This window comes from Paenibacillus sp. MAHUQ-45 (genome assembly GCF_058133325.1).
Genome location: NZ_JBYUPV010000004.1, coordinates 23,631 through 37,887, shown reverse-complemented (window position 1 = coordinate 37,887; position 14,257 = coordinate 23,631). Strand labels below are relative to the sequence as shown.

General features: G+C 48.0%; 16 protein-coding genes and 1 tRNA gene. 2 read left to right on the top strand and 15 right to left on the bottom strand.

Annotation, left to right across the window (positions count from 1 at the left end; all coding sequences use genetic code 11):
- Window positions 1-2: 2 nt before the first annotated feature.
- From AC3Y23_RS11045 to rpsF, 9 genes are all read right to left on the bottom strand, one after another.
- Window positions 3-305 (bottom strand): MazG-like family protein, encoded by a 303-nt coding sequence (locus AC3Y23_RS11045; RefSeq protein WP_379199339.1) that lies wholly within the window; start codon window positions 303-305, stop codon window positions 3-5.
- A 175-nt stretch (window positions 306-480) separates the two neighbouring features.
- Window positions 481-906, bottom strand: coding sequence for a CBS domain-containing protein (locus tag AC3Y23_RS11040; protein WP_379198690.1), 426 nt, complete (start codon window positions 904-906; stop codon window positions 481-483).
- A 191-nt stretch (window positions 907-1,097) separates the two neighbouring features.
- Entirely contained in the window at window positions 1,098-2,123 is a 1,026-nt protein-coding gene (locus AC3Y23_RS11035) for an LCP family protein (RefSeq protein WP_379198688.1), read from the bottom strand.
- 358 nt (window positions 2,124-2,481) lie between these two features.
- Window positions 2,482-3,435, bottom strand: coding sequence for a D-alanyl-D-alanine carboxypeptidase family protein (locus AC3Y23_RS11030; RefSeq protein WP_379198686.1), 954 nt, complete (start codon window positions 3,433-3,435; stop codon window positions 2,482-2,484).
- A gap of 218 nt (window positions 3,436-3,653) precedes the next feature.
- Complete coding sequence (gene opp4A / locus AC3Y23_RS11025; protein WP_379198684.1) at window positions 3,654-5,381, bottom strand: oligopeptide ABC transporter substrate-binding protein; 1,728 nt, start codon at window positions 5,379-5,381, stop codon at window positions 3,654-3,656.
- 304 nt (window positions 5,382-5,685) lie between these two features.
- Entirely contained in the window at window positions 5,686-7,620 is a 1,935-nt protein-coding gene (locus tag AC3Y23_RS11020) for an endonuclease MutS2 (RefSeq protein WP_379198682.1), read from the bottom strand.
- Window positions 7,621-8,191: 571 nt separating this feature from the next.
- Window positions 8,192-8,464: a 30S ribosomal protein S18 gene (gene rpsR / locus AC3Y23_RS11015; protein WP_019914552.1), complete on the bottom strand. Its 273-nt coding sequence runs from the start codon at window positions 8,462-8,464 to the stop codon at window positions 8,192-8,194.
- Between the two features lie 20 nt (window positions 8,465-8,484).
- Window positions 8,485-8,997, bottom strand: a complete 513-nt coding sequence (gene ssb / locus AC3Y23_RS11010; protein ID WP_379198680.1) for a single-stranded DNA-binding protein — start codon at window positions 8,995-8,997, stop codon at window positions 8,485-8,487.
- 48 nt (window positions 8,998-9,045) lie between these two features.
- Complete coding sequence (rpsF, locus tag AC3Y23_RS11005; protein ID WP_025706808.1) at window positions 9,046-9,330, bottom strand: 30S ribosomal protein S6; 285 nt, start codon at window positions 9,328-9,330, stop codon at window positions 9,046-9,048.
- A 213-nt stretch (window positions 9,331-9,543) separates the two neighbouring features.
- Here rpsF and AC3Y23_RS11000 point away from each other — a divergent pair, with 213 nt between their 5' ends.
- Complete coding sequence (locus AC3Y23_RS11000; protein WP_379198677.1) at window positions 9,544-9,741, top strand: YjzC family protein; 198 nt, start codon at window positions 9,544-9,546, stop codon at window positions 9,739-9,741.
- 372 nt (window positions 9,742-10,113) lie between these two features.
- Here the strand turns inward: AC3Y23_RS11000 and AC3Y23_RS10995 are convergent.
- The 4 genes from AC3Y23_RS10995 to AC3Y23_RS10980 form a co-directional block, all read right to left on the bottom strand.
- Window positions 10,114-10,204, bottom strand: a tRNA-Ser gene (locus AC3Y23_RS10995).
- Between the two features lie 43 nt (window positions 10,205-10,247).
- Window positions 10,248-10,460, bottom strand: coding sequence for a DUF951 domain-containing protein (locus AC3Y23_RS10990; RefSeq protein WP_379198675.1), 213 nt, complete (start codon window positions 10,458-10,460; stop codon window positions 10,248-10,250).
- On the bottom strand, window positions 10,460-11,485 hold the full coding sequence (locus AC3Y23_RS10985; RefSeq protein ID WP_379198673.1) for a mechanosensitive ion channel family protein: 1,026 nt from the start codon (window positions 11,483-11,485) through the stop codon (window positions 10,460-10,462). Before AC3Y23_RS10985 ends, AC3Y23_RS10990 begins: the two co-directional genes overlap by 1 nt.
- On the bottom strand, window positions 11,478-11,747 hold the full coding sequence (locus AC3Y23_RS10980) for a putative Se/S carrier protein (protein ID WP_379198671.1): 270 nt from the start codon (window positions 11,745-11,747) through the stop codon (window positions 11,478-11,480). Before AC3Y23_RS10980 ends, AC3Y23_RS10985 begins: the two co-directional genes overlap by 8 nt.
- Before the next feature lie 120 nt (window positions 11,748-11,867).
- Between AC3Y23_RS10980 and yyaC the strand changes: the two genes are divergently transcribed.
- Window positions 11,868-12,473 carry a spore protease YyaC gene (yyaC, locus tag AC3Y23_RS10975; RefSeq protein ID WP_379198669.1) on the top strand — a complete coding sequence of 202 codons (606 nt, stop codon included), beginning with the start codon at window positions 11,868-11,870 and terminating at the stop codon, window positions 12,471-12,473.
- On the opposite strand, the gene AC3Y23_RS10970 is transcribed toward yyaC, so the two are convergent.
- Both AC3Y23_RS10970 and AC3Y23_RS10965 read right to left on the bottom strand, forming a co-directional pair.
- Window positions 12,445-12,945: a DUF4446 family protein gene (locus AC3Y23_RS10970; RefSeq protein WP_379198667.1), complete on the bottom strand. Its 501-nt coding sequence runs from the start codon at window positions 12,943-12,945 to the stop codon at window positions 12,445-12,447. The genes yyaC and AC3Y23_RS10970 overlap by 29 nt on opposite strands.
- Window positions 12,946-12,961: 16 nt before the next feature.
- Window positions 12,962-14,128, bottom strand: a complete 1,167-nt coding sequence (locus tag AC3Y23_RS10965; protein WP_379198665.1) for an aminotransferase class V-fold PLP-dependent enzyme — start codon at window positions 14,126-14,128, stop codon at window positions 12,962-12,964.
- Window positions 14,129-14,257: the final 129 nt, after the last annotated feature.

Below are 14,257 nucleotides of genomic sequence, written 5' to 3'. Positions count from 1 at the left end.
ATTCACCTCTTACGCATATGGTCTTCTAATGCGGATATATCCTGGTACCAGTCTTCCAGTTGATGACCTTCCTGGCGGTGTTTCCTTAGCTTCTCCAGCAGCAGATCATCCATTTCACGATAAGAAATGCCGAGTCTGCGCCCAAGAATGTAAGAACTCATAAGCAAGCTTGCCAGACTGTCACCTACACGGGTCGTACTACCCTCCCATAAGGCTTTAAATAACCGCGAGACTTGATCAATTACTTCGGTTTTCAGCCATTCAATCACCTTGGCGCGTTTGGCTACATCCAGATCCTTCGGCACATTGGGCACGTCTCTCTACCTCCGGCTAAAAGCTTTATTCTCCATTATAGCATAAAAAAATCGCGGTCACACAAACCCTCCGGCGGCAGCGGCACTTCCAAAAAAGGCCCGCATTCCGCTGGTGCCGGAAATACAGGCCTTGGTTTCGCTCTCTCGGCTGACTAAGATAAGCTAGTTATAACGATTCCTGTGACTGCCGCGAGACAAACTTCTCACAGTATTCTATGATCTGGCTGCGGCGGACAATGCCAATGAACCGGTTCATATCATCGACGACTGGCACAAAATTCTGGATCTTGGCCAAGTTGATCAGGTCCTCCATATCCGCTTCAATGGATACAGGCTTATTGTTCATTCTGAGTGGTACATCCTTAAGCTGATATTTGGAGGCGTTCTCGAATGTTACCTTGCCTTCCGAATCCTTAAGATACCAGAGCAGATCACCTTCTGTGACCGTTCCAGCGTATTCTCCGTTCCTGTTCAGTATGGGGATGGCTGTATAACGGTGATGCTCCATCCTCTCCAGCGTTTGCCGCAGTGTAGAGTCCAGCGTAACACAAGCCACCTCCTGCTTCGGGAGCAGAAAAAATGCAATGTTCATGTCTTGATCCTCCTCAAAGATTTCCGAAGGAATAACGTGCCTAACCTTCCCCTTGTCATAGGGCCACCGTAATTATACGCAGAAACTCATGAATAGTTCCAGCTCATTATACCATGAAGACAGCAAGCAGCAGCCACTAACATTATGAATGGCTGCTGCTTTTTTCAACTTATGGTATGAATTTATTAGAATTATTCTGCTGTTGGTGTAGACTTCGGCTCCAGCGCGTTTCCAGCCTTACCCGGCTGAATCAGCTGATCTGCTGGCGTACCCGCATTGATCCAGTTATCGATCATCAGCTTAGCTTGATCCAAATCCTTTTGGTCTACAATGTCATAAGAAATACCGTCTATACGCTTACTTTCACCCATGACCGTGAAGCTGGAGATATCCATTTCCTTGCCACCCATGAACTTCTTGGCCAAACCAAGAATCATGGAAGGCTCGATATCCGTCTTGAAGTTGTCACCCATAATATCGAGCAACTCCGGAATGTTGCCGATCTGGCTGATCGACAGCATCTTATTCGCGACCACATCGATGAACACTTGCTGGCGTTTAGTCCGGTTAAAGTCGCTATCTTCACGGTAGCGGGTATAGTTCAGTGCCTCTTCACCGTTGTAATTCGACTTGCCACCCTTGATCGTGAATTTCTCATGGTCCTTGCCTTTGTTAACTATATCTTTCTTGATGGGCAGCGGCACCCCGCCGATAGCATCAACAGCGTCCTTCAGCCCCTGGAAATTAATCGTGGCATAATATTGGATATCATGTCCCAGCAAGGCCTCCAGCGTATCCTTGGCCATTTGTTGGCCACCAAAAGCAAAGGCATGGTTGATCTTGTCTTTCTTATTGCGGTTATGCCCGATGATCTCCGTATATGTGTCACGCGGAATCGAGACCAGCAGGATCTTGTAATCCTCCGGGCGAACCACCGCGTAGATCATGCTGTCCGACCGTGCGGTCTCATTACCGCGCTGGTCTGTTCCCAGCAGCATAAGGGAGAACGGATCATTTTTATACACGATAGGCTCCGGCTTGGGCTTGTCGTCATTCACCAAAGGCTGATAGGATTTCTCTACCAGCTTGCTCTCCACTTGATCGGAGAGGAACAAATCGAACGCAAGCACCATTAAAGGTTTACGGAACAGGAAGCCCCCGGTCACGAGAACCACAAGTACAATTAACGCGATATATCGTTTTTTCAACTTTTTCATGATTTGACCTTCTTTATTGTGGAATAAAAGAATAACGAATAACAATATATGGGCAATGGCCGCCTTTGCATCTAACACAGGCGCCCATGATAGGACTTCTCCGGCTGTAATGATAGTTGTCCCTATTCGGTTGCCTTATTGTTCCCCCTTTCCGGAAATAGGGTCATACCAATTATTAAATAAACGTTAGGAATTTCATTGGACTTCAAGCTTGGCCGGAAATGTAAATTGCTCTCCTTCGAGTCTGCCTGTAGAACAATATTTCTATTGTAATCACTATGCGCCCAAAAAGAAACAACAAAAAACGGCAGTATTAGTGGTAAAGCACCATACCGATGATGTAAATCGGCATGATGCTTTATCTCCAGCTCAGTAAGGAAAAGGTCGCATGCAGGATATGCTTCACTCTCTCCCCGGTCGGCAAACTTTTGTAAAATCCATGGTTAAACAGCCTCGTTGCGGCTTCAAAACGACTCTGACTGGTCTCCGCCCCCAGCACAACGGCAATCAGCCGGTGCCCGTCACGCTGAGCCGTTCCTGCGATGCAGTAGCCGGATCGGATATCATATCCGGTCTTCAAACCATCCGTTCCGGCATAGGCAAACGCTCCGCCCATGGCAGGCAGCATCAGGTTGGTATTGCTGGCATACAGCCCCTTGGCCTTCAGCTGCATCTGTGTCCGGCTGCTGGCATTCAGCACCTCGGGATGGCTGCGGATCAGAGCTGCCGCTAGCCTTGCCGTGTCCTTGGCTGTCATCAAGGTCTCGCCGCTAACATATCCCGGCGGACGGCTCGGTCCTAGTTCACTCGATGCCAGCCCGGAGGCATTGGTGAAAATCGTACCTGGCGACAACCCCAGGCTACGGGCCTTCTCATTCATCAGCCCCACGAACGCGTTCTCCGAACCAGCCGTATATTCAGCCAAAGCTACAGCAGCATCATTCGCAGAATACACTGTGATCCCTTCGAACAGCTCTCTTACCGTATAAGTTTCCCCCCGTTTGAGGGATAGTGTTGCGCCCCCTAGAGATCCCGCATAGGGGCTAACCGTTATCTTGTCGTCCCAGTGGATGGCTCCTGAGGAGATGCGATCCAGCACAATCATCTCTGTCATTAGCTTCGTCACACTCGCTGTGGGCATCGCCTTGTCACCGTTCGATTCCATCCATATGCTGTCGCTCTCCATATCCAGCAGTACAGCCGCGCTGGCGTCAATGCGCGGCCTGAACCCCAGACCTTCCGGTCGGCTCACTACAAGTATGGCAACGATTAGCAGGGCTACTAAGGCCCATATTATGCTCCGTCTCTTCATCGTCGTCATCCTCCATAATATATATGACGAATGAAACACCATTTTGATTTCATATTTTTTGAAAAAAATAAATATTTTTTTGGTAAATTCCCCTCGGATACCTACTTTTCACCAAAATGATGCGGGTAAGAAACGTATAACCGCCATAAAAATACAAAAACCGCAAACCGGTTAATATCAAAAGCCCGGCTTGCGGTTAAGTGACAGGGACACAGCCCCTATTCTTCCTTGATCCACCATTTCTGTGGTTCAATAATATTGCCCATTGAGTTGACCCGTACGCCCTGCAGGCGCTTGTTAACTGCGGTTATGGTCTCCCGTTCGGCGAAGAAGATCATCGGCACTTCTTCATTAATCATTTTTTGCCACTTATAGTACACTTGTTTACGGTATTCTTTATCATAAGATTTCATACTAATTCCGTCACGAATTAGCTCTTCATTCCGCTGTGATGACCATCTTGGGTAGTTCCACAGGTCATTCTCCCGCCACAGACCAGATGGATCAGGATCACTGGCTAGACCCCACACTCCGTTGAACATTTCAATAGAGGGGTCATCATTTTCTACCGCATCGTAGAAGGCATTATACTCCTTGAGACCTCCATCGCTCAATCGAACATCCAGTCCAACATCCCGCCAGTTTTGGATAATAGCCGCTGTGCGTGGCCCAGCCATTGAGCTACCGATCATTGCATCATAGTGGATTTTGAATTTATTGCCCTGCGGATCTTCACGCCATCCGTCCCCGTCGCTATCCAAATAACCTGCTTGATCCAGCAGCTCCTTGGCCTTCTCAGGCGAGTACGGATACGTATTGATCTCAGAATCCGGGATTTTGGCCCAACTGCTTCTTGGAATCGGTGTTTCAATAAGTCGGCCCAGCCCATAGGAATAGGCATTGATAATACCTTGACGGTCCAGAGCGTAGTACATAGCCTGCCGTAACCTTTTATCCTTGAATTTCGGATTATCCATGACAATCTTCTGCGCATCGTTATCCCAGTGTCCAAATTTGAACCCGATATATTCATACGATAGCTCCGGTGTCTGCAATAGAACCACAGTATCCAGCTTGCTCAGGCTCTCAAAAGCATCGCGGGGCACCGTCTCGATATCAACTTCACCTTGTTCGAACAAACTGGTGATCATTTTCTCATCGGACACTTTGTACAGTACACCATCCAAATGCGCTTTTCCCTGATAGTAATTGTCAAAACGCTTCAGCTCCACGAGCTGGCCAGGCTGGATCTCAGTAATCTCAAACGGACCAATGCCGATGGGATGCTTCCGCACCTGGTCACTGTCCGGCATGTTCTTGACCTCAACGTCTGTGAAGTATTTCTTATTCATCGGGTATGGCCACAAATTGTCGATCGAGTTCACCCGTGCAGTCGCCATCGTAATTCGAATGGTATAGGGATCAACTACCTTAATGCCGGAGATTTCCTTAGCCTTGCTGGTATGATAAGCCTCCACTCCCTGGATCATTTCCACACTATAATAACGTGAACCTGTGTAGTCGGGACTTGCAATCGTTTCCAGTGCAAACTTCCAGTCCTCCACCGTCAACTCATCCCCGTTGTGCCAACGGATACCCGGCTTGATCTTGAAAGTGAATACTTTGTGATCCTCCGATTCCATCCAAGTGGCGATATTCGGCTTCGTTGATAAGTCATCCTCTATGGTGAACATCGCTTCTGTGCTGAATTGCAATACATTATAATCATCTTCACCTTCATAGAATGCAGGCTCAAATAGACCCTGGAACGGCGAAGCATATCCGTACGTAACAATACCGCCCGCCTGTGGCTTTTCTGCCGCTTCCGAGTGGCTTGCAACAGATAGAGTACTACTGGAGTCCCCTCCGCTGCACGCGGACACCAGGACTGCTACTGCTATCATAAGCAGCCACAGCGTGACCCCGCTTCTTCTCTTGTTAATCATATGTTCCTTCCCTTCTCTTATTCTGTGATGCCTTAGATGTCTGTGACAGGATGGATGAAAGACAAAGTACCCCCTTGGATTATAACGGGGCGCTCCTCTAAAGAAGAATAAACCATTGGTCAATTCAATATATGTCTGTTAAAAATGTTTAGTAGTCACCACTATACTCATACTATAGTAGAATATATACAATAATCCCGGCAAAGTGAAGCCTATAATTTAGCCAATACACCTCGCGCCTTGGCAAAATAGCGAGAAAAAGAGCCTGCCCCGTCAGGCAGACCCTTGTAACTTTGTTGTTTTTTTATCGATCCTCTTTCAGCTCGACAGTCAGTCCTTCCACGTGCTTGCGGCTCATCAGCTTGCGTTTCTTGCGGTTCTCCTTGCTCTCAAAAATAATATCCATATCGTAATCCTCCGGATACAGCTCCTCCTTCGAAATGTACGGCTTAAGACGTTTATGATTGACGCTTAGGCGCTGTTTCTGAATCATTATGCCGACCATCCCTAGCGAATCTCGTGGTGCGCAGACAATACCTGTTCTCCCCAGCGAGCTAACAAATACGGCATCTCCTATTTCAAAATCCCGTTTTGGAGCTTGAAGCTGTTGGCCCTCCGACCCTTTCTTATTCTCATTCCCCGTTATCTGTGCCTTCTCATTGGCTTGGTTTACAAGCTTGGTATTCCATGGAATGGTAGTCTCCTGATCTTGCCCCTGCTGTGCTTCTACAATTTGCCGAGAACGACGGATCACCTCGGCCCGAATACCAAGCTTCTCTGCAATTTGCAAGGCATAGCTTTCACCCGCTTCACCGATGGTTAGCCGATATAATGGCTGCAATGTGTCTTTGTCAAACTCCATTCGTGCATTCTGAAATCCGGGAGTGGCTGCGGCAAAGCTTTTCAACTCATTATAATGAGTAGTGACGATGATATTCGCCCCTTGGCGGCTCAGCTCTTCCAGAATCGCGATGGAGAGGGCGATCCCTTCCCCGGGGTCAGTACCTGCCGACAGTTCGTCAATCAACAACAGAACGCCCTTCCCGGCATGTCGCAGCATACCTTCAATACTCTTCATCTGTGCCGAGAATGTGCTGAGCGATTGCGCCAGACTCTGTCCATCTCCAATTACGCTCATGATCTCGGTGAAAATAGGAAACTCGCTGTCTTCCGCCACCGGAATCAGCAGGCCAGATTGTACCATAAGCGTCAGCAGGCCTAATGTCTTAAGCACCACCGTTTTCCCGCCCGTATTAGGTCCAGTCACAATCAGGGATTGATAGCCACTGCCAACGCTCAGGTTGATGGGAATCATCTCTTTAAGCAGCGGATGCCGTCCACCGTTCATGACCAGAACCCCTTGCTCATTCAGCTTAACGGCGATTCCCCCGATACTCCGGGCATATTTGGCTTTGGCGAAGATGAAATCATACGTCCCGGTGACCTCAATATTCAGCCGTAGCGCTTCCTGTTCCCCCTCTACAAGACCAGTCAGCATGCTCAAAATTATGGCCTCCTCGCGTGCTTCTTCTGCCGACAGCAGATCCAGCTCGTTCTGGAGCGCTGCCACCTCATCAGGCTCCACGTAGACTGTCTGCCCACTTGTGGACTGATCCAGCACACTCCCTTTGACTTGCTTGTGATACTCCCGTTTCACTGGTATGACATATCGACCGTTACGCATACTGAAAAGCTGTTCCTGCAAAATAGACTGGTGACGGGACATAATCCCCTCAATTTTTCTTTGCAGACGCAGCCGGGTCGCCTTCAGACGTTTTCGCGCCCGTTCCAGCCCCTTACTGGCTCCATCATCAATGGCACCAAAACGAATGCAGCGGTTAATTTCATCCTGTACCTGCCTTAGCTCCATCAGCGAGGACGCATAAGCGCCAATCCGTGGAGCGATTTGCTCCTTGGAGGCCATATATTTGCGCAGCTGACTGCAACTGTTCAGAAAAGTGGCCACCGCCGTGAAATCCTTCTCACTGTAAAGATATCCTGTTCCTATCAGGGACATAAGCCATTCCATGCCTTCCAGCGAAGGAATGGGGACACTTGCCCCTCTATCCAGAAGAGCTCTGGCCTCTTCAGTTTCTTCAAGCGCTCTCCTTATCCCCACAAGGTTCTTCATCGGTGCCAATTCCTGAACATAACACTTCCCAACATAAGAAACCGCGTGATGTCCAAGCTCCTCTTTAATAGATCTGTATTCCAATGTGTCCATACTTTGTCTATCCAAGCTACCTGCCTCCTTTGGCTTGCTTTCACTTCGTCCCTAACTGTCCCACAACGCAAAAAAGGGCAAAGAATGCCACTACGGCAGTCCTTGCCCTCATTTCCAGCTTTTGTCCTTTGTTAAGCTCCTGTGGACACTGCATAACTGCTGCAGAGGCCATGGAACCAAAAAAACCGTGCTGCAAGAGCACGGTTAAATACAAAGAGAACAACAGCCGTAAACAGGCTATTCGACGCTTCGTGTGTTCTTAACTAACTCATTCACCCTTCGGATATCAGAGACCGCTAACATGCGAACTCAAACAGAGCACGCCTTATTGTTAAGACGGGCCTTGCTGCCTTTTCCTCAGGTGATATGAAATTGCTTAGTTAAGAACGCTCACCAACATCAAAATTTCCCCTTTAGTTATCGGATAATTGTAATTTACTACATTATCCAGTTAACGTCAAACTTCTCGGGTCGATGCAATGAACACGTCAGTTATGGCGCCTTTCCTGAACACAACAGTCTGAGCACAACAATCTGAGCACAACAAAAAAGACAGCCGGTTGCCCGGCTGCCTCTGTAAAGCGTACTATTCCGTTGTGTAAGGCAGCAACGCGATTTGACGCGAGCGTTTTACAGCAATGGTAAGAGCACGTTGGTATTTTGCACTTGTGCCTGTTACACGACGCGGCAAAATCTTTCCGCGTTCGCTGATGAATTTCTTGAGAAGCTCAGTATCTTTATAATCAATGTGAGTAATCTTGTTCACAGTGAAGTAACATACTTTTTTACGCTTGTTGCGTCCACCACGACGTGCTGGTCTCTTGTCGTTGTCTCCGCCTTCTCTTTGTTTGAAAGCCATGTCAGTTCAGTCCTTCCTTATTAAAATGGCAAATCATCATCCGATATATCAATCGGTTTACCATCGCCCGAAAAAGGATCTTGAGTATTGTTGTTACGCGAGAAATTGTTGTTATTTCCGCGTCCACTGTTACCGCCATTACCAGAGCCACCACCATAGAATGGTTCTTCAGGCATACCTGCACCACTTGAAGTATTTCCACCTTCACGGTTCTGCGATGATTCCAGGAAACGGACATTATCGGCAATAACTTCAGTAACGTATACACGTTTGCCTTCGTTATTCTCGTAATTCCGTACTTGGATGCGTCCTTCTACGGCTGCCAGACGTCCTTTGCGCAAATAATTGGCACAGGTCTCTGCAAGCTGTCTCCAAGTTACAACTGGAATGAAGTCTGCCTCACGTTCACCGTTCTGGCCCGTAAAGTTACGGTCTACGGCAAGCGTAAACTGTGTTACGGCAACACCAGCGGGAGTATAACGAAGTTCTGGGTCACGGGTCAACCGTCCGATCAGAATGATACGGTTCAACAATTCTGTTCCCCTCCTTTAGAGCGATTGATTACAAAGCTTGTCAAAATCTTAGGCAACGTCGTTCGTGATGAGATAACGAATAACTTCGTCGGAAATCTTCATGATACGTTCCAATTCGGTAACAACTGCAGGTTCTGCAGTGAAGTTAACCAAAACATAAACGCCATCACGGAATTTCTTGATCTCATACGCAAGACGGCGTTTACCTTGCACGTCGTGCTTTGTAATTTCCCCGCCATTGGAGATGATGCCTTGGAATTTTTCGACTGCTGCTTGAACGGCTTCTTGTTCAATGTCAGGACGAATAATGTACATCACTTCGTATTTGCGCATAAATTTCACCTCCTTATGGTCTGCGGCCCCTGATCGAGTCAGGAGCAAGGATCGAGCACAAACATTAACTCGAACCATATTAATATACCAAAATGAACAGTCGAGTGCAAGCTATATTCTGGATGCAGTCAATCCTTTGCTACTGTACATGAACCCCTCCCTCTCCGCACACAATAAAGACGGACTTAATTACTCAAGAGGAGGATGATAACCATGGGTGAGAAGACAGAATACGAAAAGGGCGATAAAGCCCCTAACCCCGGTATGTACACAGAGGTCGGAGAAGCGCGCAGCTTCCACACTGAGATCCAGAATCCGAAGCGAATTCACATGGACAAGGGTGATACCTTTCCCGAAACCACCAATAAGAACCGCAAGTGGAAAAAGGTTGAGAAAGCACGGGTCCATTAATTTTTTTAAAAAGGGATGTATAAAAAAACTCAGCTGGCACATACTATTCTCAGGCAGTACAAAAGAGAGGTGTGGTTCCGTTGGACTTCGTAGTCGAACCAAATCACTGGAATTCTGAATCAGCATCTATTGTAAGTTGGGAACAGTAACAGCTGCCGCCTTAAAAAAGCGGCAGCGAGCACGAAGCCTATCGTCACTTTAGGGCTTAGACAGAGAAATTCCGAACATCAAAAATGTGCTGCCTCCTAAAGAAGGACCCCCGGGTCCTTCTTTTTGTTTGTTCGGGACAACAAAACGTTTTTCAAAAAAATTGAAACAAAAAAGCCTTCGTTCGGGGAACGAAGGCTTCGATAGTTGATATTAAGATCTAAATGGCGGAGAGAGTGGGATTCGAACCCACGCACGCTTTGACACGCCTAACTGATTTCGAGTCAGCCCCCTTAGGCCTCTTGGGTACCTCTCCGCAGCAAGGTTTATTTTAACATGCAGCTTGTCTTATTGCAAGCCTAATTATTGCTAGTCCCGCCCTCGGCTGACCGCAGGACCTTCTTCAGATTCTTCTCGAACTTGGCGCGAGGAATTAGCACGCTGTGCTGGCAGCCCGTGCATTTCACACGAATGTCCATCCCCATGCGGATAATCTCCATTTCATTGGTACCACAGGGATGAGGTTTCTTCATCTGTACCACATCACCAAGCTGAAATACCTTACGTTCCATTACTTCTCTTCCTCCCCTTTTTCCAGTGTTGCAGCCGCCTGTTGGCGCCCTTGAACGCCACCCGGCTTCTGACCTTCTTCAGTCGCTTCTGTGGCCGTCTTGTCCCCTTCCGCACATTCCTCAGACTCGGCCTTCTCGCGCGCCTCAGCTTCGGCCTCAGCGAGTTCCAGTTCGTATTGTTTCTCCAGTGCGTGCTTGATATCGCTTTGGATTTGTCGCTGTGCCTCATCGCGGGCATTGGGTAGACAATTCGCTGCCACACGGATCACATACTCAGAGGTACTCATCGACTGGATGCCCAGTATATTAGGGTAAGACAAGACATTGGCGTTACGTTCTTCAATCCCCTTCAGCGCCTCAGCGATAAGGCCAAGTGTGGACTCCAGGCTTCGTTCCATTTTAACCGGTACATCAACTACCGCTAGTGCATTAGCCAAGGAATAGTTGGTAACATTCGTAATGGAGCCATTCGGGATAATATGCATCTCCCCAGTAGAACTAAGCAGCTTGGTGGTTCGGAGTCCAATCAGCTCCACAGTCCCTTTATATGTGCCCGTCTGAATAACATCGCCAACTGCAAACTGGTCCTCCAGGATAATAAAGAAGCCGGTAATGACATCCTTCACCAGACTCTGTGCCCCGAATCCGATCGCAAGCCCAAGAACCCCTGCGCTGGCCAATAGCGGTGCCAGATTAAAGTTGAACTCTGAAAGAAGCAGCAGGATCATCACAAAATTGCAGATGACCGTCACCACATTTTTGAGCAATTCACCTACGGTAGTGAACCTTCGGGTGTTCGCAAGAAGCCTTCCCCCTGTTTTTCGATCAAGAGAACGATCTATCACCTTATAGACTACCTTAATAATGACCCTTGTCAGGATAAAAATAAGGAGAAGTCTCAAACCAGAGAATAATATATTGGTCCACATCTCAACATCCGTAATCAGATTCCAGATCTTATCTTTAAAACGAAGTGCAGCCTGTACCTGACCCTCAGTCGTAGCTTCAAGCACCCATCTATTCATGGTGTTCTCCCCCACTTTCAATCAGAACATACCCTTCAGTATTCTTCCCATAAATCCCACGAATCTCAATCCGTTGATCCACAATAATATGCCTTACCTCATCCAGCTTATCCCCTTCGAACTGAATGGAGATCGCACAGCCCGCTGTAATCTCCTTCGGGGTTGGAAAGATATCAATCTCAAGCTCTGCATACTCAAGCAGCATTTCGGCGCGCAGCGCCTGCTGGGTAGAGTCAAAAGCAATCAACATCTCATCCTCCATCGCTCTCACGCCTCCTTTTTGGGTATCTTGTCCTATCTCTTGCTGCCATAGTATAAAATCGTTCTTCCATCCATATACTAGATATCATCAAATAGAATCAGCATCAGAAAGGAAGATGAGATGAACTCGCCCAAAGCATCATCCATGCAAGAATTGTCCTGTTTAAAAATATCACATACTGATCCTGATATCTATTCCGCCATCACGCACAGACTGCTCTTCCATTTTGCCCGCACCACTGCTGACACTCAGATTGTGGTCGTCTGCATCGGCACAGACCGCAGTACAGGCGATTCTCTCGGACCGCTTGTAGGCACAGCACTCACCCGCTTTCACAGCCCGTTATTCGAGCTCTACGGAACTCTGGAGGAACCTGTCCATGCCGTGAATCTTGAAGAGACCCTGGCACTAATAAATGATAGATACAGCAATCCGTTCATTATTGGAATTGACGCCTGCTTGGGCCATTCCACCAGTGTTGGGTGCATACAAGTCGTGGACGGTCCACTCAAGCCTGGTGCTGGCGTAAATAAACAATTGCCGCCGGTAGGCGATATCCATTTGACAGGAATCGTTAACGTCGGCGGCTTTATGGAATACTTTGTACTTCAGAACACCCGATTAAGTCTGGTGATGCGATTGTCAGACATTATCGCTTCCAGCCTCTATTCTGCCCTGAAGCAATGGAATCTTCATTCTAAGACCGCTGCTGCGCGAGAGCAATAACCTCTTTTTCCTCCGGGGACAGCGGGTATTGCGATTCACCGTTCTGTAGTGGCTTGGAATAAATGTAGGAGTTCTCACGGTTGTGGAGGCTGGTCAGCACGACCCCACTGCGCTCATCGTCCAGAACAGCCAGGGAGAAGCTCAGGTCGCTGCCCCGTTCACCAAAAGCATTGTAACGCTTTAGCGCTACATTGGATTTCATACTGCGAATTTTCAACTGGGCAGCCTCCAATTGGGCAGCTTGATCACGCATTCCATCTTCCAGCATATCGCTTTGATTTTTCAAATCAATCAGCAAGCTTTCCAGATCTTCTACCCCTGTGGCGGTCATCATCGCCTCGTATCTGCGTTTCATTTTACGCAGTCTGCTACCCTGCACCATGGCCACAATCAACAGCACCAGAATTAACACCGTGAACCCCAATACAAACCACTGTAACTGCTCATTAATCAATTGATTCATTTCTGACATGAACGGACCATCCTTTTTATTTGGTGCTGCGGGCACTACCGTAGAGTTCTTTCATAGCTGCCAGCATTCTACTTATATCTTGTTCGGTTGAATCAACACCTACACTTGCCCTGACGGCCCCACTGGTCAGCGTATTCACTGCCGTGTGGGCCAAAGGCGTACAATGCATCCCTGCGCGTACAGCTATATTGTATTCACGATCCAGTCGATGAGCAATTTCAGCAGAGTCATGCCCTTCAATCACGAAGGACACAATACCACTTCGCGGGGCCCCAAGCGCAGGACCTAACAGTCGAATACCTGGAATGATGGACAGACCCTCCATCAGCGTTTGAGTCAGACTCCATTCCCGTTCGTGAATTACGTTTACTCCAATAGATCTGACTTTTTTCACACCTGCCATGAGCCCGGCTATCCCCACTGCGTTCTGTGTCCCTGCTTCATACCTGTCTGGGCGGACCAAAGGCTGTTCGATATTCTCAGACTGACTTCCCGTCCCTCCAAGCATTAGCGGCTCCAGATCCAGATGTGGTGCAATATACAACCCACCCGTTCCTTGCGGACCCAGCAATCCCTTATGTCCAGGAAATGCTAGCAGATCAATGTTCATCGAAGACACATCAATATCTAGCGCCCCTGCGCTCTGTGCACCATCCACCAGAAATATTGCGCCATGAGCTTTTGCCAGATCACCAATATCACCTATCGGAAGAATACTGCCTAACAGGTTGGAGCTGTGATTACAGATAACCATCTTAGTATTATGCTTAAATGCCGTCTGCAATTCCTGCAGATTAAGCTGCCCTTCCTCATTCACCCGAATGTAATCCACTTCAAGCTCCTGAGTCTTCCGCAAATACTCCAACGGACGGCGAACAGAATTATGTTCAGTCATTGTCGCGATGACATGGTCCCCAGCACGCAATGCCCCTCTGATTGCCATATTAAGACCCATAGTCGTGTTGTGAGTAAAAGCAATATCCTGCGCATTGGACACTCCGAATAAATCCGCCAATAAACTGCGAGTCCGCATCAACACACGTCCAGCGCCCATAGCCAGGGAATGATTACCTCTACCTGCATTCGCTCCGGAATGCTGCAGGGCATCCATCATAGCTGAAGCTACCTCTGGTGGTTTAGGCCAAGAAGTGGCTGCATGATCCAGGTACACCAACTTTTCCACGCTCCGCCACCTTCCATTCTATTTTGACTGAATCAATTCCATAAATCCATAAGTGAGACTTTGATCATCGACCTATTCGGATTGAAATCCGCATTATGAAATTGATTTGACTTTAAAAAACATACCCCT